At 61.3% G+C, this 17,042-nt stretch carries 19 protein-coding genes and 1 tRNA gene; 1 reads left to right on the top strand and 19 read right to left on the bottom strand.

Annotation, left to right across the window (positions count from 1 at the left end; genetic code table 11):
• Positions 1 to 47: 47 nt before the first annotated feature.
• The 4 genes from HY921_12225 to HY921_12210 all read right to left on the bottom strand — a co-directional run bounded on the left by HY921_12225 (position 48) and on the right by HY921_12210 (position 3,359).
• Positions 48 to 335, bottom strand: coding sequence for an ATP-dependent Clp protease adaptor ClpS (locus HY921_12225; GenBank protein MBI5631635.1), 288 nt, complete (start codon positions 333 to 335; stop codon positions 48 to 50).
• Positions 335 to 1,006: an O-methyltransferase gene (locus tag HY921_12220; protein MBI5631634.1), complete on the bottom strand. Its 672-nt coding sequence runs from the start codon at positions 1,004 to 1,006 to the stop codon at positions 335 to 337. Before HY921_12220 ends, HY921_12225 begins: the two co-directional genes overlap by 1 nt.
• Positions 991 to 1,323 carry a hypothetical protein gene (locus tag HY921_12215; GenBank protein MBI5631633.1) on the bottom strand — a complete coding sequence of 111 codons (333 nt, stop codon included), beginning with the start codon at positions 1,321 to 1,323 and terminating at the stop codon, positions 991 to 993. The genes HY921_12220 and HY921_12215 overlap by 16 nt, the downstream gene beginning before the upstream one ends.
• Positions 1,324 to 1,385: 62 nt before the next feature.
• Positions 1,386 to 3,359 (bottom strand): hypothetical protein, encoded by a 1,974-nt coding sequence (locus HY921_12210; GenBank protein ID MBI5631632.1) that lies wholly within the window; start codon positions 3,357 to 3,359, stop codon positions 1,386 to 1,388.
• 116 nt (positions 3,360 to 3,475) lie between these two features.
• On the opposite strand from HY921_12210, the gene HY921_12205 reads away from it, so the two are divergent.
• A complete protein-coding gene (locus HY921_12205; protein ID MBI5631631.1) occupies positions 3,476 to 5,398 on the top strand; it encodes an ATP-dependent DNA helicase in 1,923 nt (640 codons plus the stop codon).
• Between the two features lie 9 nt (positions 5,399 to 5,407).
• Here HY921_12205 and HY921_12200 read toward each other — a convergent pair.
• The 15 genes from HY921_12200 to HY921_12130 all read right to left on the bottom strand — a co-directional run bounded on the left by HY921_12200 (position 5,408) and on the right by HY921_12130 (position 16,992).
• Positions 5,408 to 5,498, bottom strand: a tRNA-Ser gene (locus HY921_12200).
• 278 nt (positions 5,499 to 5,776) lie between these two features.
• Positions 5,777 to 6,961, bottom strand: coding sequence for a tyrosine-type recombinase/integrase (locus tag HY921_12195; protein MBI5631630.1), 1,185 nt, complete (start codon positions 6,959 to 6,961; stop codon positions 5,777 to 5,779).
• A 64-nt stretch (positions 6,962 to 7,025) separates the two neighbouring features.
• Positions 7,026 to 7,214: a helix-turn-helix domain-containing protein gene (locus HY921_12190; protein MBI5631629.1), complete on the bottom strand. Its 189-nt coding sequence runs from the start codon at positions 7,212 to 7,214 to the stop codon at positions 7,026 to 7,028.
• Positions 7,211 to 8,098 carry a nucleotidyl transferase AbiEii/AbiGii toxin family protein gene (locus tag HY921_12185; GenBank protein MBI5631628.1) on the bottom strand — a complete coding sequence of 296 codons (888 nt, stop codon included), beginning with the start codon at positions 8,096 to 8,098 and terminating at the stop codon, positions 7,211 to 7,213. The genes HY921_12190 and HY921_12185 overlap by 4 nt, the downstream gene beginning before the upstream one ends.
• Positions 8,095 to 8,916 (bottom strand): hypothetical protein, encoded by an 822-nt coding sequence (locus HY921_12180; protein MBI5631627.1) that lies wholly within the window; start codon positions 8,914 to 8,916, stop codon positions 8,095 to 8,097. The genes HY921_12185 and HY921_12180 overlap by 4 nt, the downstream gene beginning before the upstream one ends.
• A 71-nt stretch (positions 8,917 to 8,987) precedes the next feature.
• Positions 8,988 to 9,437 (bottom strand): hypothetical protein, encoded by a 450-nt coding sequence (locus HY921_12175; GenBank protein MBI5631626.1) that lies wholly within the window; start codon positions 9,435 to 9,437, stop codon positions 8,988 to 8,990.
• Positions 9,437 to 10,138 carry a TrbI/VirB10 family protein gene (locus HY921_12170; protein ID MBI5631625.1) on the bottom strand — a complete coding sequence of 234 codons (702 nt, stop codon included), beginning with the start codon at positions 10,136 to 10,138 and terminating at the stop codon, positions 9,437 to 9,439. Before HY921_12170 ends, HY921_12175 begins: the two co-directional genes overlap by 1 nt.
• Positions 10,125 to 10,571, bottom strand: coding sequence for a hypothetical protein (locus HY921_12165; GenBank protein ID MBI5631624.1), 447 nt, complete (start codon positions 10,569 to 10,571; stop codon positions 10,125 to 10,127). Before HY921_12165 ends, HY921_12170 begins: the two co-directional genes overlap by 14 nt.
• A gap of 80 nt (positions 10,572 to 10,651) precedes the next feature.
• Complete coding sequence (locus HY921_12160; GenBank protein ID MBI5631623.1) at positions 10,652 to 11,485, bottom strand: hypothetical protein; 834 nt, start codon at positions 11,483 to 11,485, stop codon at positions 10,652 to 10,654.
• On the bottom strand, positions 11,463 to 12,170 hold the full coding sequence (locus tag HY921_12155; GenBank protein ID MBI5631622.1) for a hypothetical protein: 708 nt from the start codon (positions 12,168 to 12,170) through the stop codon (positions 11,463 to 11,465). The genes HY921_12160 and HY921_12155 overlap by 23 nt, the downstream gene beginning before the upstream one ends.
• Positions 12,167 to 13,138, bottom strand: a complete 972-nt coding sequence (locus HY921_12150) for a hypothetical protein (GenBank protein ID MBI5631621.1) — start codon at positions 13,136 to 13,138, stop codon at positions 12,167 to 12,169. Before HY921_12150 ends, HY921_12155 begins: the two co-directional genes overlap by 4 nt.
• On the bottom strand, positions 13,135 to 13,824 hold the full coding sequence (locus tag HY921_12145; GenBank protein MBI5631620.1) for a hypothetical protein: 690 nt from the start codon (positions 13,822 to 13,824) through the stop codon (positions 13,135 to 13,137). The genes HY921_12150 and HY921_12145 overlap by 4 nt, the downstream gene beginning before the upstream one ends.
• On the bottom strand, positions 13,821 to 16,259 hold the full coding sequence (locus HY921_12140) for an ATP-binding protein (protein ID MBI5631619.1): 2,439 nt from the start codon (positions 16,257 to 16,259) through the stop codon (positions 13,821 to 13,823). Before HY921_12140 ends, HY921_12145 begins: the two co-directional genes overlap by 4 nt.
• Positions 16,256 to 16,549 (bottom strand): hypothetical protein, encoded by a 294-nt coding sequence (locus HY921_12135; GenBank protein ID MBI5631618.1) that lies wholly within the window; start codon positions 16,547 to 16,549, stop codon positions 16,256 to 16,258. The genes HY921_12140 and HY921_12135 overlap by 4 nt, the downstream gene beginning before the upstream one ends.
• A gap of 50 nt (positions 16,550 to 16,599) precedes the next feature.
• Positions 16,600 to 16,992 (bottom strand): single-stranded DNA-binding protein, encoded by a 393-nt coding sequence (locus tag HY921_12130; GenBank protein ID MBI5631617.1) that lies wholly within the window; start codon positions 16,990 to 16,992, stop codon positions 16,600 to 16,602.
• Positions 16,993 to 17,042: the final 50 nt, after the last annotated feature.

Below are 17,042 nucleotides of genomic sequence, written 5' to 3'. Positions count from 1 at the left end.
GGCTTTTAGCGGCGGGAGTTCCTGCCACGGCGCTACTTTAGCAAATTTTATTTCGAGACCCGGACCTGGAGGCCGATCTCTTCCAGGACCATGGCCACGGCCTCGCAGCGCTCCCGCGCCCCATGGTAGACCACCGCCGAGCCCTGGGTGTGAACCTCCATGGAGAATCTCCTGGCCTGGGACAAAGAGCAGCGGATGGCCTTGATGAGCTGGCGCTCGACCTGGTCGAAGGTGTGGCACTCGCAGTTGTGGAGGATGGTCTTCCACTCGTAGTCGCCGCGCGGCTCCGCCTCGGAGCGGCTCTCTCGCGTGGGCCTCGCTGCGGTCGCGGGCATCAGCCCGCCCGCACGGCCACGGCCAGCCCCTCGGCGGTGGGCAGCATGGCGCAGGAGGAGAAATACTGCGGATCGGCCATGAGCTTCAAGAACTCGCGCATGGCCGGCACCCCGGCCGCGTCCTCGCCCGCGTCCTTGGGGGCGAGGTGGAGCTTGCCGAAGAGGTAGGCGTTGTCTCCCGCGACTATCCCTCCGGGGCGGACGTTTTCGACGGCCCAGCGCAGGTAGCTCGGGTAATTCACCTTGTCGGCGTCTATGAAGCAGAAGTCGAAAGGTCCTTGGGCGGCCAAAGCGGGCAGGAGCTCGAGAGCGGCCCCCTCCTCGACCGATATCTTGGAGTTAAGCCCCGCCTTGCGGATGTTCTCCCGGGCCGCGGCCGCGTGCTTGGGGTTGAATTCGAGGGTGTAAAGGGCCCCGTTCTCGGGCAGGGCTTGGGCGATCCAGCAGGCCGAGTAGCCGGCCAAGGTCCCGATCTCCACGGCCTTGACGGCCGAGCAGGCTTGGACCAGGAAGTGGAGGATTTGCCCCTCCTCGGCCCCGATGTGAATGGGAGGGATGCCCTTCTTGGGAGTCTCCTCGTGGATTTGCCGCAAGACCTCGCTCTCCCGCCCCAGGATGAGCCCCGCCCGGTGGGCCGCCGGGGAGCCTTCAAGCCTCAAATGTTGAGCCATTGCCTGATCCTCCATTTCTCCACCGCCTCCAAGGCCGGGCCGTCGCGGCGCAGCGTGTAGCGCCTCAAGAGCTTTCGCGCGTCCTGGCGCAGGGCCTTTTGCTCTGGCTCGAGCAGAGCCACCCGGTTCTGCCGGAAGGCGAACTCGATGAACCCCAGGGCGTCGGCCACGGTGCGCGCCTCTCCCCCCGCCGTGAACTGCTTGGCGTAGGCCAGAAAAAGGTGGCGGTAGCGGGTGCCAAGCAGGCGCGCGCTCTGCGGCAAAAAGCGCGCGGCCTGCCACAGTCGCTCGACTTCCAGGGTCTCGGTCTTGTTCATGCGCGGCTCGGGTCCGTGAGAGCCCATTATAATATAATCCCGCGGTCCGGGATCAGGCCGGATCAGCGGAGTTGGACGGGGTGAAGGCGGGCCGTTTTATCGCTGCCGCCGGTGAGCAGCCATTTTCCGTCAGGGCTGAAGGCGATGGCATTGACGGTGCCTGAATGGCCCCACGGGCTTTGAATCGGCTTCAGTGAAGCCGCGTCCCAAATAACGACGCGGCCGTTGTCCTCGGCGGTGGCCAGGAGCCTGCCGTCCGGGCTCCAGGCGATGTTGGTAACCCGGCTGGCGGTTTCCCTGCCCATGGTGATGTATCTTGAGGGATTGAGTCTCGACAATGGGCCGGAATGGACTATCTCCAGGATGGGTGTCCAGCGTGCGTCTACAGAATCATGGGATATGTTATCCAGCATCGTGCACTTCATGCTGGAAAGAACAAGAGAATTTCCGTCAGGACTGATGGATACAAAGTGTTCGTGTTTTTGTTGCCGGCGGATGCTGATGGGCCTGCGATCCCTCAGCCCCGTTTCCACGGAGTAGTGGTCGAGGTGGATCACCATGATCTTGCCTGTAGTAGCATGCCAGTCAACCCATGCGAGCTTTCTTCCATCGGGGGTCCATTGAATGGCTCTGTCACCTGGAGAGATATTATTGGTCTGGATTATCTTCCGCAGGGCTCCGGTGGCGGTGGCCCATATCCAGATCCGCCCTTCGGAGCTCAGGCCGGCCAGCAAATGGCTTTCCGGGCTCACGGCCAGCGAGAGCAGGGTTTCCTCCGTATGCTTCTCGTGGATCGTGATGATCTCCCTCTTTTCCCCGTCGAGCCAGCCCCGCTGATATATTTTGGCGTCGTCCTTCAAGAGGATGAAGAAGGTCTCGCCGTCCGGGCTCAGGGCCAAATCTTTGACGCCCTGCTCCCCCATTGACATCGTCCAGAGGGGTTTTCTCCGCCTGGGGTCCCAAAGGGAAAGCTCGCCGTTCTCGGTTCCCACGATGAAGGAAGAGCCGTCCCGGGCCCAAAGGACCCGGGCCGCCGGAGCGTCCAAGTCCATGATTCTCTTATCCTGCCGGAGAGGACGGGACAAGGCCAGCGCCTCTCTCGAAGTCCGCGCGGGGAGCTCCGGCAGGCGCGGCATTTGCGCCAGCCATGCCCGGGTTTCCCGAAGAAGGGGGTCGTTGCGGCCGCGCATGAAGGCGATGGAGGCGGCGTTGGCCTCGATCTCCTTCCATTTGCCCTTCAGGAGCTCGCGCTCTGCCTCCGAGACGGCGGCACCGGCGTACCAAACGATGGTCAGCAATTTCCTGAAAATCCAAAGCGATAGGTCGAACGACTTCGAGTCCCTGATCCAGGATTGAGGCTCGACTTGCCACAAATCCAGCATTTCTCCCAAGAACCCATGGGGGATTAAAAACGGCTTCTCCGCGGCCATGGTCTCGTAGGTCCGGAATATTTCCTGGATGCTGGTTTCCGGCTCGTGCCTGCCGTTGCTCTTGAGGCTCGGCCGGGACGACGGGCCCTGCTGCAGATAAGCGAGGATTTCCCCCCTCAGCAAGGGCTCTAGCTCGGGGGACACGACCTGCTCGGGGTCGGCGAGGGTGGCCTCCAAAGCCGCGGCGGCCTGTGAAACTTCCTCCGGCTTTCCGCTCCACAAGCTCCTGGCCCATTCGGCATCCCTCAATGCGGGGAGAGCTTGGGTGGGGCGGGCCGCGGCAAGGGCAAAGGGCCTTGTCATGGCCGAGTGAGGCTCCGTCTCTTGTCGCGGGGCGCCGGAATAGGGCCGCCCCATGGCTGCGGCGGCTTCTTCCTGAGAGGCGTTGGGGCGCAGCAGTTGCGTATGCTCCGCCGTTTGTTCCAGATGGGCCGAGGAAGGCGCCTTGATGCGCATTCCCGCGATGATCTCCGGGCGCGGCAGGTGGAGTGTTTTTTGCCCCTGGGGCGCGAGCTTCACGGTCTTGAACGTGCCGTCCGTCTGGGCAGAGAACGCCGGGGAGGGAAAGGCGGCAAGGCCTATCAAGGCGAGGCGTCCGAGTTTCATCTGCCTTGGTAGTATACCGCGGGGCGGCGCCGCGGGATAGGAGCGAAGGTCCTAGGACGGCGAAGCCGAAGGGCCCATGGGAAATAGGCCCTTGCTTTATTAATATAATCCTTCGGATGCTCGCCCAGCTTTTCGCCCCCGACGGGATTCTGGCGGATGTCTCGCCGCGCTACGAAACCCGCCCCCAGCAGTTGAAGATGGCCGAGGCCGTGGCCGAGGCCTTGGAGGGCGAAAGCCGCCTCGTGGTCGAGGCCGGGACCGGAGTCGGCAAGTCCCTGGCCTACCTCCTGCCCGGCGCTTTGTGGGCGGCGCAAAAAGGCAAGCGCCTGCTCGTCTCGACCTGCACGCGGGCTCTTCAGGAACAGATACTAGAGAAAGAACTCCCTCTGGCGGCCGAGGCTATGAAGCGCCTCGGCCTTACTCTACGCTACGCCATGCTGCAGGGCGCGGATAACTACCTTTGCCTGCGGAGGCTGGAAAGACTCGCGGCCTCCGCCGAGCCTTTGCCCCAGGCCCAGCGCCGGGCGCTGGCCCAAATGGCCTCCTGGGCCCGAAGCGCTGAGACCGCTCATCGCTCGTCCATGCCCTGCCTTGTCAGCCAAGCTTTTTGGAGCCGGGTCTCGCGCGATCCCGAGCTTTGCCCGGCCGGGGCGGCGCGAACGCGCTGCCTCTACCGCAAGGACCGGGAAAGAGCCGAGTCGAGCCACATTCTCGTGGTCAATCACGCCCTTCTTCTCTCCGGCGCACGCCTGCCCCCCTACGACGCCATTGTCATAGATGAGGCCCATTCCTTCGAGGAAAGCGCTGTTTCCCACTACGGGGTCGCGGTCTCCTCGGCGCGCTGGAGCCGCCTGGCCGAGGACTTGCGGCCCTGGGCCGCCGTGGTTCCGGACTTGGGGCCGATTCTCGGCGAGTTCGAGCGGGCGGGCCAGGCCTTCTTCGCGGAGTTGGCCCGGGAGCACGGCTTCTCTCCCGGCGCCAAGGAGGGCGGGAGGCTTTTGTCGCAGGAGAAGGCCCCTCCCTCGCCCGGCGCTCTGACCGCGCTCGAATCCGCCTTGATCCGGGAGCTCGAGGCTCAGGGCTCCCGGAGCGAAGCCGACGAGGCCTCTCTTCTGGAACTGCATAGTCTCCAGGGAAAAGCCTCGGCCCTGCGCGCAGATCTGGTCGCCATCCTGGGCGAGGAAAGCGAAAGCACGGCGCGCTGGGTCGAATGGTCGGGCGGAGCCGTCGAGCTGCGCTCGGTGCCCTTGGAGGTGGGCTCAAGGCTCGAGGAAGGCCTTTGGTCGCGGGAGATTCCGGCCGTCATGACCTCGGCCACCCTCTCCTCCGGAAACGGCCTCGGCGAGTTCAAGTCCAGGGTGGGCTTCTCGGGCGCTCGAGAGCTCGTGCTCGACTCCCCTTACGATTACGAAAGCCAGGCCGGGCTCCTCATCCTCGAGGACTTACCCGAGCCCGCGGAGGGTGAAAGCCACGCCAGGGCCTTGGCCCGCGCCTGCCTCAAGATCGTCCGCAAGGTCCCCGGAGGGGTGTTCCTGCTTTTCTCAAGCTGGAGGATGCTGCGCGCGGTCCACGAGGAGATGAAGGGCAAGTTGAAGAAGCGCCCCCTCTGGGTGCAGGGGCGTTCGGGCCATGAGGCCTTGCTCAGCGACTTCATGAAGGCCGGCAACGCCGTCCTTCTCGGTGTGGACACCTTCTGGCAGGGCGTGGACGTGCCCGGAGAGGCCCTTTCCTGCGTGGTCCTGGCCAAGCTTCCCTTCCCGAATTTCGCCTCTCCCATGGAGGAGGCCCGCCGCGCCTGGCACGAGTCCTTGGGCCGCTCCTACTTTGACTCCCACAGCCTGCCCCGCGCCGTCATGAAGTTCCGCCAGGGCTTCGGGCGCCTCATCCGCTCCTCCACCGACCGCGGAGCCGTGGTCGTGCTCGACCCCAGAATTGTCCGCCGCTCTTATGGAGAGGCATTCCTCGGGGCCATTCCCCGCTGCCGGAAGCTCGCGTCTTTGGAAGAGCTGGGAGAGTTTCTTTCTCAAGGCGGGGACTGATGAAAATCACGGAGAGGGAGGGATTCGAACCCTCGGTACCCGTTTACACAGATACAACGGTTTAGCAAACCGTCGGTTTCAGCCGCTCACCCACCTCTCCAAAATTTGAGTGGTCTTCAATTTAGTATTGAAAACCATAAGCAATTCTACGGGCTGAGCGGTCTAAAGATTCCGGCCTGCGCGAGCCGAAATCCTCAAAGTGTCCAAAAAGTGTCCACCGCCGATCCACCTGGACACTCTGTCCAACAAAGTGACCCCAAACCCATCACGGCCCACGCATCGAGCCGCACAACCCAAAATACGGGACTCCTCGCGGAGTCCCTGCGCTTGTCGCGATTGAGTCATGATAGCAAATTGTCGCCAGTCAGGTCCCATTGCCTAGAATTTGACCTTGGCCTTGGCGCGGTATCGTACCGAGCCCTCGCGGACCTCGTTGGCGAGGCCTGTGAGACGATCCATCGCGGAGCCGAAGATCTCGGTCGCCACGCGCTTGTGGTCCGGCGACAGGTGTCCGTAGCGCTGATCGACCATTTCGGCCGTCGTGTGTCCGACAAGCTCCGCGATGGTCTTGAGGTCGATTCCGTTCATCATCATGTACGAGACGGCGGTGTGGCGGAGATCATGAAAGCGGAAACCCTTGATGCCGCCTTTGAAGCAGGCCTGCGTGAACTGATGCTGAACGAACCTCAGCGGTTGCGTCTGGCTCCGATCCTGGTTGAAGACGAATTCCCCATGCGGGCCGGCGGACAGGGTCTCCAGGAGTTTCAGGGCTCGCGGCGGGATGGAGACCTGGTCGGGCTCCTTCTTCTTCGTGCGCGGGTAGTAGACGTAGCCGTTTTGCAAATCCACGTCCTGCCAGCGCATGCCGAGAATTTCCCCTTGCCTTCGTCCCGTATAAAGGGCGAAGGTGACGACGTTTCGCAGCGCCGGGGTGCAGGATTCCAGCAACAGCCGGACTTCATCGGGCTTGAGGTAACGCTTCCGAATGAACTCGCGCTCATCGAACAGCTTGATGCCGCGCAGCGGGTTGGCCGGGATGACTTTCCAATCCACGGCCTTATTGAGTATCTTCCTCAAGCAGGCGATTTCACGATTCACCGTGGACTTCGAGACGGTCCTGGTATTTCTTGCCGCCCAGGCTTTCAGTTTGGCCGCTCGCTCCTCAGGGGTTCGCCGCGCCAGCGCCGCCCCCGTTCTGCCCCAAAAAGGGTGAGAGATCGGGTCCTGCAGACGCTTGGCCATGTATTTCTCGGCTTGGGCGATGTCGATCTCGGCGAGCTGCAGGTTTCCGAATGTCAGCAACAGCCGGCGGACGCGCTGCTGGTCGTCATCGACGGTCCTGATGCGGCCCTGAATCCATTCCAGGTACCGCGCCGAGAATTCGCGGAACGTCTCCCGGCTCACCTTGCGCACATCGAGGAATCGTTTCTCGGCGATCTCGGTCTTGCGCTTGGCCAGCACTGAATCGGCCAGTTTTCGGCTCTCTCCGATCTTTTCACGGATGCGCCGGCCGTAGGCCCTGTAATCGATGAACCAGTTCCCGTCCTTTTTATAGACTCCCATCGCTCACCTCGCTTTTAAAAGCCCCTCCATATACAACGTTTATCCCTCAAAAAAGTTCCCTGAGCTAGGCTTCCACGGGCGCATGAGTGTTCGACCTGATCCACTCGTTTATTTGAGACTCGGGGAATCGGGTCAGCCGGCCGACCTTCGTGTAGGGTATCCGGCGCTGGCTCACCCAACAGCGGATCGTCCACGGCTTCACGCCGCCCAGCTTGTGGCAGACCTCCTCGATCGTCAACAATCGTTCCGTCATGCCTTTACCTCCTTGAGCAAAGTCCGGGGAAGGTCTTTCAATTTATGCCGCTTCGCGTCGGCGATCAACTGCTTCTCTTTTTCCGTCAATGACAGCAGGAACTTGTACCGGTTCTCGCAGAGGGAGATCAGTCTCTCCGGATCGATTTTCTCGCTCCGCCGCACCAACTGCCTCAGGTCCTCCCAGTCGTATTGGCTCGACCGGAGTCTTTGCAGAAAACGCGCCGGATCGAAGGCGTCGCGGACGTTCCAGCACTTGATGACGGCCAGGGCCCGGATCACGGGCGCGCTTATGGGCTTCTCCGCGGCTTTCGCCAGGTCGTAAAGGTCCCGTGCCCGAACCCTCTGGCTTGCGGCGCGGATCTTCTCGCCGAGCAGTTCCTCGAACCGGAAACAGGCGACCTGGGATGGTTTGAACTCCAGCGATTTGAAGTAGGGCTGGGATTGGAAAGGCATGACGGCCAAGGAAAGGGACGGCCGTTCACGAAGACTCACATCCAGCTTGAACCGGGCCTCGTTCCATGAATGGCGATAGCCGACGGTCGCGCCGCAAGAAAAGCCATCCTCGGCCACATAGAAATCCTTGGTCTCGATCTGAAAGGTCAACCCGTAGGCCGGCTTGTCGAGTGCCGTCACCAGCCCCAGGATCACGTCGTCCGCCGCCGCTTCGGTGAGGCTGGTGAAATCCAGGTCCACCGAGAACCTCGTCTCCTTGCCGTAGACGCATTTGCGCAGGCACGTGCCGCCCTTGAAGGCCAGGGACTTGAGAAGCCCCGCGTCCTCGAGAATTTTCAGGACGTAAGTCAGCACGATCTCCCGCTCGGCGACGGCGAGGGGCACCTGGGCGCCCTGCGCGAACAACTCGGTGTGTTTTTGCTCGATCATCCTATTCGGACCTCCCCTAGAAGCTCCTGCTTGGGAACGTTTATGACGAGATTCCAACCGGGGTCGCGTTGGCCGTCCTTTCCCCAGCGCGCCGGGGAACCGAGGTAGGCCGGATTTTTGTTCACCTGCGCCCGGAGATACTGGGACAGCTCCTTTGGAAACTCCAACTTGAGCTGGTCCGCCAAGTAACCGAAGCGCCGCGACAACGCCCTATCATCCATTCGCTTGAGATAGCCTAGGAGTTTAGCGTAGTCGGCCTTCTTGCCCGCGTGGAATAGGACCTGGATCGAGGCTTCTATGCCGCCGACAAGCTCGGGCCGGTCCAGGGCGTCCAAGACCGTCCTCTCAAGGTCGGAGACCTGAATCTTTTCACCGAGGATGGTGATTTCCTCGAACCCGAAAAATCTCTTTGGCGTCAGGACGACGAACTCGAACCGGACATTCTTGAGCTCCAGCGGACGCTTCGGACGCTTGAGCGCGACATGGATGGTGGTCGGCACCTGCGTCAGAAGACCATAATGCTCGCACGCGAAGCGGTACGCGAAGAAATAGGGGTTCGGCAGAAAACGCGCCACGACATAGGGATTCATTTCGCGGACGCCCTTCGGACCCCGCTCGGCGCCGATGAGCTGAGATTGGCCCTTAGCCAGGGGCTCAAGCCATCCTTTCTTGTGGAGGGCATGCGCCATGAAGCGGGCGTACTCGGGGGAGCACCGCAGGCGCCTTCTGATGTCCTTGAGGCTGACAAAGCGCTGCTTCTCCCACTCAAGGGCCAGAACAAGGTCGCCTTCTCTTTTCGACAGGCTGCGTCTGGTCATTCTAGTAGTATTATCTCCTGTTAGCGAATTACTAACAGTGTAATGTATAAGTATACCTCTGTCAAGACCCATCAAAACGCCTCGTTGAACTGTTTCCATCTCGAAAGAACGCTCCGGTAGACGCTTTTAGAGATCAAATCCTTGAGGCCGTCGGCGTCCTGCAGTTCGTAGAACGGAATCCGGTGCTCGAAAGCGAAGTCCAGCACCCCGTTCACGATGTCGCTCGTGGTGAGCGATCGCTGTCCGGGGTGCAGACGGCTGGCGTTAAAGCCCTTGCGGATGGCATCCATCTTCGTGATGTGGTCCACCCGGAGCAGGACCCGCTGATGCTTGGTGCTGTATATCTCGGCGTATCCCCCACGGGATTCGGGGATGTCGTCGAAGGAAGAAGGCGTTTTTGCCGACCGTGCCGGCGCGGAACTTTCCGACTCTGCTTGGAAACGGTCCCAGATTTTTCGTGTGGGCTGAAGGTTCTCTGGAAAGTAGCTTTCAGGTCCGCGAAGGATTTCTAATTCTATCATCAATACTCCACGCGCTGATTGACGAAAATGCGCAGGCCCACGTCCGAGTCTATCGAGATGCTCGTCGCCACCTGCTGTTTTTCTATATCCAGTTCTTTCAACGCTTCCTGCGAGACGCCCTGGGTGGCCTGCGACGCGATCGGGCTCACCCCCGTAATGTCGAGGGCGGCCTGGGTGCCCGAGACCACGGATCTCAGCACCGTGTTTGCGACCGCGGAATCCTTGTGGGTTTCGACCTTGCCCTTCAGGCCCGCGGAGCCATCGACGGAGAGCGCGATTCCGGAGAACTTGATCTCGTCCCCCTCCGGGAATACCATCGTGTGCCAATTCACCAGTACCCTGTCATGGCTCTTCTGGACCGTGACAGTCCCGATGATCCGCGTCTCAGGCGGGACCACGACCTTATCCAGGTACTTGATGCCCCGCTCCACGATGCCGATGGCCGGGGTCTCCACGTTGTAGGAGTAGATGGCGTTCTCAAGCCGAGCCGGGAAGGAAAATCCGGTCGGGAGGAAATACCGCGCCTTCGATGCCGTCTTCTGGCTGACCCCCTGCCAATCGGAATCCGCTTTGGCCCGCGCCGGCTTTTCAGGAGCCGGAGGCGCGCGCTTCTCCTGAGCCAAGGCGGGCCAGGCGGAACCAAGCGCCACCAGCCAGGCTCCCAGCCATATCCGGCGCCGCATGGGCCTAAAATAGCTCATGGAGCTGCCTCAACGGCCAGTAAGCCTTCCGGTAAATGGCGGTGGCCATGGCCTCGCGGATTTCTTCCGGTTTCTTTAGACCGGTCAATACCACGGGGTGGTCCAGAACGAAATCGAGCGCCGCGCTCACGATGTCGGAGACGCTGACCGGGAATTCGTCCTCCGGCCTGGTCTTGTTGAACTCATTGACCAACCGCATCAGCTCCGGGAAGTGCTCCACCCGCAGGACAAACTTGTAATCCTTGGTGGTGTACTCGCCGAACCAGGGGCGCTTGAACCGGAATTTGAAGAACGGGTTGGGCTCCGCCGCCTTCGGGCTGGCGGCAGAGGCAACATCCTTGAGGCGCATGGGTTCCTCCTCCATGGGAGCGCCGTTGTCGTCCAAAGGCGGCGAGGAGATCGCGCTCAAAGGCCGGTGCAGGGCCTCGATCATGGCTCGCGTGGGCGGAACGGGTCTCGAAGGCGAGTGCGGTTTCCTTTCCAAGAATTCCGGCAATGTCGTGTGCATGGATTTCAAAAGGGATAGCGGACTGGCAACTCCATAGCCCGGCCGTTCTCCCGATCCTCCTTTAGTGTGATTTTGACTTTGGCGCCCGCGGGGGCATCGAAAAGCAAATGTCCCTCCCGGGTCCTTCCGGGCTCCACCAGGAGCCTGAAATAGGATTTGATCGTCACGTAAACCGACCCGTCATAGGCGGAAAGCTCTTTCACGAAGAAGTCTCCGCCCGTCTGGTTGTCTACGGCGACCTTCAGGATGAAGTGGCCGCGCCAACGGCACAGACCCTCAAGGCGCAGGGACACCCTCTCATTGGCGATCTTCAGGTCGAGAGGAAACTTCGAGAGCTCGCCGTCAAATGAGTCGCGGATCAAATCGGGAGTGAATTCAATCGGTCCCACCGCGGGCTCTGCCGCGGGAGCCGCCACCGGGATTCCCTCGATCGGGGAGGGAGCACCGTTTCGCTTGTCCGGCGAATCAGGCGGCGCTGGAGCCGGAGGCCGGGCCGGTGCGCCTTTCAGGGAAGAACGATGGCGGCCCGCTCTCCGCATTCGAGCGCCTGGAGCGGTGGCGGTTGTCTTGGTCACCTCAGAGGGAGACTGATCGTAAACTGTGAGCCCGCCGGCGGGCTCCTGGCCAGTCGTCGCCGCCACCGCCGCCGAGGGATTCGAGCCGAGGTGCTTGTCCAACGAAGCCTGTGCGGCGGCAAAGGTCGAAACCAGGCTCCCGAAGGAGCTGTAGGTGGTCCCGGTCGAACGTTCCTTGCCGAACGAGAGCCCAAAGACGACGCATAGCGCCGCCGTTACCGAGAGCACGATCCAAGGCGCGCTAGTTTTTAAGAGTATTTTCATAGACGCTCTCGTGCAGATCATCGACCAGGACTCCGTAGGGAGCCTTGTCGGATCGAGGCACCTTTCGCAGTATGATATCGTGCTCGAAAACCACCCGTCCCGAGCCGCCGTCCAGCTTGAACGAGCCCACTTGCCGGTTTCCCATGACCCGGCACTCCACGATATCGGTCGTGTCGCGGAGAACCTTCAGTTCCGTGAGAGTCACCGTCACGCGGCCCTGGTTCGACTTGAGGGCGTCAATGGTGCCTTGGCGCTTGAGCATGTCGTTCGCCTTCGGCTGGAAGCCCGCCGTCATCATGGGGAAGGCCACATTGAGATCCGCCTCGTAGGTGTAGGCGTTGAGGCCGAAGAAGAACCTCTCGAAAAGCGAAAGGAAGTTCTTGATCTCCGCCTCGCTGACCGGGGGCTGGCGGCTTGGGTCCGCGACGACTTGCGCCATGCCCGCGTCGGTAACCCGGATCACGATGGGCGGTCGCGTAATGAGAAGCCGCACCAGGATGAGGCACAGGACGGCCGTCGTCGTGGCCAGCCAGAGGCCGGCCCACAGCGCCCGGTTGGCGCGTTCAAGGCTGCCCCAAACCTCGTAGTACGCCGGGATCGCAGTCGCGATAGGGGCCGCGGCCCTGGCCGTCGGGGGTGGCCCGGCCGCGCCCTTCTTGTTGAAGAAACGTCCCAGCAGGCTCATGACTTGCTCCCCGTGCCGTCCGTCCGGCTCGGGGCCTTCGGGGCGCCGAAGAGACTCTGATACGTCCGAGTCATGGTGGCGGGAATGGGATGGTGAAAGAAGCTCTTCTGCTCGTGCGGCGAGGCTTTCTTGTATTTCTCGACCTCGCTGCTGGCGAATTTGCCGGTGGATAGGGTCTTGGCGATGACCAAGGTCTGCATTGTGCCCAAGGCCGCCTCCCCGAAGGCCGCCAGGTTCTCGCCCGAGAGCAGCCGCGCCGAAACGACCGGGGTTCCCAGGACCAGCAGGATGAAGGTTACGTTCACCGTGAGCATCCCGAGATAGTCGTCGGCACCGCCGGCTCCGGCCGAGGCGGCCATGGGTCCCAAGGTAAGCCAGACCCGCATTACCAGCCGCAGGAAGAAGCTCCAAAACGCCGCCTGGAAGGAGTTGGCAAGCCAGCCCCGGGTGACCTGGGCGCTCTTCTGGTTCACGGAGCAGACGATGGCGATGGGTCCGAAGGCGAACAGGAGGCTCAAGAAGCAGCCCTGGAGCATCACGATCACGTCCCTCACCGTGACGGCGACGAGCGTCGAGAGGAAAAGGATGATCTGCTGTATCGACGTGACGGAGTGAAAGAGTATGGAGAGCGTCGGATAGGTCGAGTCGCTGCCCTTCAGGGATCGGGTCAGGAAGTCTCCCCAATCCTGCTCGCTCAAAATGGCGAAAGACATGATCTGGGACACCTTGAGGATGAAATAGAAGAGGCGCTGGTAGCACATCAGGCATACGATCACGGCAAAAACCCGAGTGAAAAGGCCGCTGTAGCTTGGCCTCTCCTTGGACTCCAGGCTCCTCACGTTCATCTCGATGATGGTGAAGGGGATGATGAAAGCCAGCATGGCCCCGGCGAGGCCCGAGACCAGGCCCGCAAGGCCGGAGAGCTTCGCGGGAATGACGGTGATGTCGATGAAGAGGCTCGGGCTCATTTGGGTTCCTCCTCACGGACGGCCCCCGGGGCCAACTTCTTCACGCTCTTGCGGACGCTTTCGATCAGGCGCTGCTCGGCCTGCTGGCGCCTGGTGTCGTTTGCCAGTTGCAGGGAGTGTATCTCGATGATCCTGATATTATCCTCGTGAATCTGGGAAAGATATTGAAGCTGAATGCCTTGCGCCTTCACCGCGAGGTTGGCCGCGTCCTTCGGGGAAAGGTTCCCGGCGTTTCTGGCGATATCGACACCGATTTTGCGATTGGCGATGAGGTTTCCCAGCTCGTCGCCCGCGTACTTCATGTTGTTGGCGATCCCGTGGTCTATGCTCTGGAAGAACTGGTCCACCTTGGTATCGGTCTTGTAGGTGTTGATGAAGTCGCGGTCCACGGAGCGCTGCAAGTCGTCGCCCATCTGCTCCGCGGCGACCTTGAGCTGCATTCCCACGTTGTAGAGGATGCCGCGGCCCTCGTTGAGGCGCTTGAACTCGTTGTAGTAGCGCACGGAGGCGTCGAAGTTCTGTTTGAGGATGCGGATCTCCTCGATGATCTTGAGCTTCATGAAAGCCTGATAGGCCTGGTCCTGGGCGTACTTCAGGCTGCCGACGAAGGTGTCCACGATGATCGCATGAGCGGGAGCCTCCGTCAGGAATATCAGAATAAGCAGAATGGGTAGAATTCGTTTCATCGAGCCTCCGCGAGCTTGAGCAACAGATCGGTCTCCGAGATGCCGGGGTTATCGGCCCGGACCTGGTCCTCGCGCACCCGGTCCTTGGCATCGGTCGTGCAAATCCAGTAGTCCAGGGGGCATGGTTCGATGCGGACCACCATGGAATGGTTGCCGTACTTGGCGAAAACATCCGTGAAGACGCCTTGCTTGGACTGGAGCTGCTTGACCGCCTCGACCTCGTTGGAATTGAGGTCAAACTGCGAGAGAAGCTCGTGCCCCTTGGTCAGCTTGAGGATGTACTTGATGTAGCTGTTGGTGATGATGGCCTTGGCCGCGCGCGTCTCAAGAAAGTCCGCGGGCGACTGCGAGATGGAGAATACAGCGCCGTTGAACTTGCGGGCCGTGCGGTAGAGGTTCTCTATCAGCTCCGCCCCCACGTCGTCGTTGAAGAACTTCCAGCCCTCGTCTATGGCGATGATCTTCTTTAAGGCGCGGTTTTGGAGCTTGCCCCATATGATCGAACGGATCACGAAGAAATAGACTCCCTGAAGGTCCGGGTGGTTTTCGAGGTTCTGAAGGTCAAAGACCACCATGCGGTTGGAGATGTCGAGCGCGCCCGGCCGGTTGAAAAGCCGCCCGTACATGCCCGACGTCCATAGCTCCAGGGCATCGGCGAAGGCCTTGGCCGTCGGATGTTCCTTCGCCAGGTTGAAAAGCTGCGCGCGGATGTCCGACAAGACGACCTCCTCCTTGTCGGCATAGGCCGCCTTGATCGCCTTTTCCAGAAAACCCTTTTGATAGACCGAAACGCCGGTCCCCTGCTCGACGCACATCCTTGAGATCAGGAGGGAGAGATAGGCCACGGCGTCATCGTCGAACTGGCCGCCCGGAGCGATATGCGCCCTCAGCGGGAAGGGGTTGAACCCGAACTCCTCGGATAAAGCGACTTCGAGATACTCTCCATTGAAGGAGCGCGCCAGCTTGCGGTAGGAGCCTCCCACGTCGATTAGGACCACATGGTTGTTTTTGGACTCGACCATGAAGTTGCTCAGGATATAGTTGGTGGTGAAGCTCTTGCCCGAGCCGGTCGTCCCGAGAATGAGGCCGTGCTTGGCCGGCAGCTCATCGTCGAAAGGATCAAGGCCCACCAGTTCACCCAGCGGGGTCTCGACCAGCATCTTCTTCTGGCGGCTGCCTCTCCAAGAGCCCGTCAACGGCAGGAAACCGGCAAGGGCATTGGTCTGGACGTAGAACTTGCGGTCGTTCAGTTCCCCATGCCCCGGTATGGATTGGAGGTAGAGCCGGAAATGGTTCATATCGTCGGAAGCCGCCTCGGCCGAAGCGAAATCGTGGAAGGCGCCGATGACGGGGTTGGTCTTGTCCTTAAGCTCGTCGAGGCTGTCGGCCCTCACCAGGACCGACAAGCCGAAGCGGAAAAGCCGCTGGGCCGAGGCGCGGATCTCCGTAATCATCTCGTCCAACTCAAGGTGCTTCTGCTCGGCCTCATAATTCTTGGTCCAGGCCGAGAAAGCGAGCGTCCGCGTGATGTTGTTCCGGAGCTTGAGGCTTGAAAGCGCGCCCTCCGTGTCCAGGGAATGCACGGTGAGGCAGAGGTCGGAATCCGGCCAAAGGGAGTTGATGAGCTTCTGCGTGTAGCCCAGGTGCGAAACCTCGGGCAGCCTCAGAAGGCCCAAGCCCTTGAAATACGTTCCGTTGACCTGGACGTGGTCGAACTCCTCCTTCAACGGGTAGAAAGCCGCCTGCTCGCGGATGGTTCTGAACGGCGAAAGCCCTTGCGCGGCAATTCCGCGCGGCCGGCCCGGGTTTAGCTGGTCAAAAACCAGGTCGAGGACCTCCTGCCCAGCCAATTTCCTGAAGCGAAGCCCCATGCTGTGGAGCCGCTCGGAAACGATCTGCTCCAGAGCCGAGTGTTCCTTGATCCGCAGCTCGTGGTAGTCGCGCGTGACTTCCCGCCATGGGTGGTTGAAGGTGGGGAGGATGAAGGTCAGCGGGGTCTTTCTCTCCCGCGGGTGGCTCGTGACGTAGAGAAAATACCGTCGGCGCTGGATGAACTTGCCCTCGATGAACTCGCATTTCTTCTCGATGATAGCCCTGGCGAAGTCCTCGGGATTTTCCCCAAGGACCGCCTGCCGGTGTTCCCGCAATGCCTCCGGGTCTCCCTTGCGGATGCGGACGAGGAATTGCAGGGTGGCGTCGGGCGGGAGCGCGTTGAGGAAGGAGCGGGATTGCGCGGAGAAAAGGTCCTGGCGGCCGGGCTCCATCAGAAAGATGTTGTCGAACTCCAATTCATAGACCGATGAGAAGTCCAGGTTGACGCCGATGAGCGTGTCCCCCCAAAGGCTCCAGAGATTGAGGTATTGCGCCAGCGGCGGGACTTTCGGCCCGTGCAGGATGCTCCTCAGGTTGGTCAACATCAGCTCGATCCGGTTCATCTGATATAGGGCCTCAACGGTTCGCATTCCGCAAAAGCGGGAGCCCTCTTGAATCGGCTCATCAAGACGTGGCGCGACAGCACCAGCATGTAGCGGTCGGGCTTGCCGCGCTTCATGGCTCGCAACCCGAAATAAACGAGCGCCAAAAGAGCCCCGTTGCTGAAAAGCCCCTCGCGGTTGATGCTGAAGGCCGCGAAGAAGATGACCAGCAGAACGCAGCCGTCCACAAGTTCCAAGCCGAAGAACTTGTCCACGGTATTGATGTTTCGATAGACCCTGACGCTATCCATGATTCTCCTCAAATCGGGCCCCGGCCCCCAAAGGGGGCCGGGGCGATGTTTCAGACGCCGGCCAACTCCCCTTGGCGCGACGCCACGCCCTTGGTCTGCGGGTCCTTCAGCGGCTGCACGACGTTGGCGACGACCTGCAACTGGAACTTCTTGCCCTCGTCGTCCTTCCAGCTTCGCAGGCGGCCCTCGACATGCAGAGGGGCGTTCTTGGCCAGCCGTCCGCAGCTCTCCGCCAGAGCGTCCCAGGCCACCACGTTCACGAAGGTCCTCTCCTTGCCGCGCGTGACGGTCAGCGAAAAGGCCGCCCTCAAGTGGCCTTTCTCCGTTTTGGTGACTTTCGGCGCGTTCCCGCACCGGCCCGTCAACATCACGTCGTTCTCGTATGGCAGGTCCGCGCCCTCGCCCGCCGTCGATACTCCCGGCTCCGCCTCGTCTTTTTCCATGGATTCCAACCTCCTTTTCAGTTGCGACATGACCGGTCCGACCAGCTCCC

Source organism: Elusimicrobiota bacterium (assembly GCA_016218575.1).
In the GTDB taxonomy this organism is placed as follows: domain Bacteria; phylum Elusimicrobiota; class Elusimicrobia; order UBA1565; family UBA9628; genus JACRDN01.
Note: the sequence above shows the minus strand (reverse complement) of the source record. Positions and strands in the feature narration are given on the sequence as shown.

Bases quoted from the DNA above. Each gene is read 5' to 3' on its own strand.
- HY921_12145 (MBI5631620.1), bottom strand. From the start codon at position 13,824: ATGAAACGAATTCTACCCATTCTGCTTATTCTGATATTCCTGACGGAG.
- HY921_12175 (MBI5631626.1), bottom strand. From the start codon at position 9,437: ATGATAGAATTAGAAATCCTTCGCGGACCTGAAAGCTACTTTCCAGAG.
- HY921_12195 (MBI5631630.1), bottom strand. From the start codon at position 6,961: ATGGGAGTCTATAAAAAGGACGGGAACTGGTTCATCGATTACAGGGCC.
- HY921_12225 (MBI5631635.1), bottom strand. From the start codon at position 335: ATGCCCGCGACCGCAGCGAGGCCCACGCGAGAGAGCCGCTCCGAGGCG.
- HY921_12185 (MBI5631628.1), bottom strand. From the start codon at position 8,098: ATGATCGAGCAAAAACACACCGAGTTGTTCGCGCAGGGCGCCCAGGTG.
- HY921_12220 (MBI5631634.1), bottom strand. From the start codon at position 1,006: ATGGCTCAACATTTGAGGCTTGAAGGCTCCCCGGCGGCCCACCGGGCG.
- HY921_12170 (MBI5631625.1), bottom strand. From the start codon at position 10,138: ATGAGCTATTTTAGGCCCATGCGGCGCCGGATATGGCTGGGAGCCTGG.
- HY921_12165 (MBI5631624.1), bottom strand. From the start codon at position 10,571: ATGATCGAGGCCCTGCACCGGCCTTTGAGCGCGATCTCCTCGCCGCCT.
- HY921_12135 (MBI5631618.1), bottom strand. From the start codon at position 16,549: ATGGATAGCGTCAGGGTCTATCGAAACATCAATACCGTGGACAAGTTC.
- HY921_12140 (MBI5631619.1), bottom strand. From the start codon at position 16,259: ATGAACCGGATCGAGCTGATGTTGACCAACCTGAGGAGCATCCTGCAC.
- HY921_12180 (MBI5631627.1), bottom strand. From the start codon at position 8,916: ATGACCAGACGCAGCCTGTCGAAAAGAGAAGGCGACCTTGTTCTGGCC.
- HY921_12155 (MBI5631622.1), bottom strand. From the start codon at position 12,170: ATGAGCCTGCTGGGACGTTTCTTCAACAAGAAGGGCGCGGCCGGGCCA.
- HY921_12205 (MBI5631631.1), top strand. From the start codon at position 3,476: ATGCTCGCCCAGCTTTTCGCCCCCGACGGGATTCTGGCGGATGTCTCG.
- HY921_12150 (MBI5631621.1), bottom strand. From the start codon at position 13,138: ATGAGCCCGAGCCTCTTCATCGACATCACCGTCATTCCCGCGAAGCTC.
- HY921_12210 (MBI5631632.1), bottom strand. From the start codon at position 3,359: ATGAAACTCGGACGCCTCGCCTTGATAGGCCTTGCCGCCTTTCCCTCC.
- HY921_12130 (MBI5631617.1), bottom strand. From the start codon at position 16,992: ATGGAAAAAGACGAGGCGGAGCCGGGAGTATCGACGGCGGGCGAGGGC.
- HY921_12190 (MBI5631629.1), bottom strand. From the start codon at position 7,214: ATGACGGAACGATTGTTGACGATCGAGGAGGTCTGCCACAAGCTGGGC.
- HY921_12215 (MBI5631633.1), bottom strand. From the start codon at position 1,323: ATGAACAAGACCGAGACCCTGGAAGTCGAGCGACTGTGGCAGGCCGCG.
- HY921_12160 (MBI5631623.1), bottom strand. From the start codon at position 11,485: ATGAAAATACTCTTAAAAACTAGCGCGCCTTGGATCGTGCTCTCGGTA.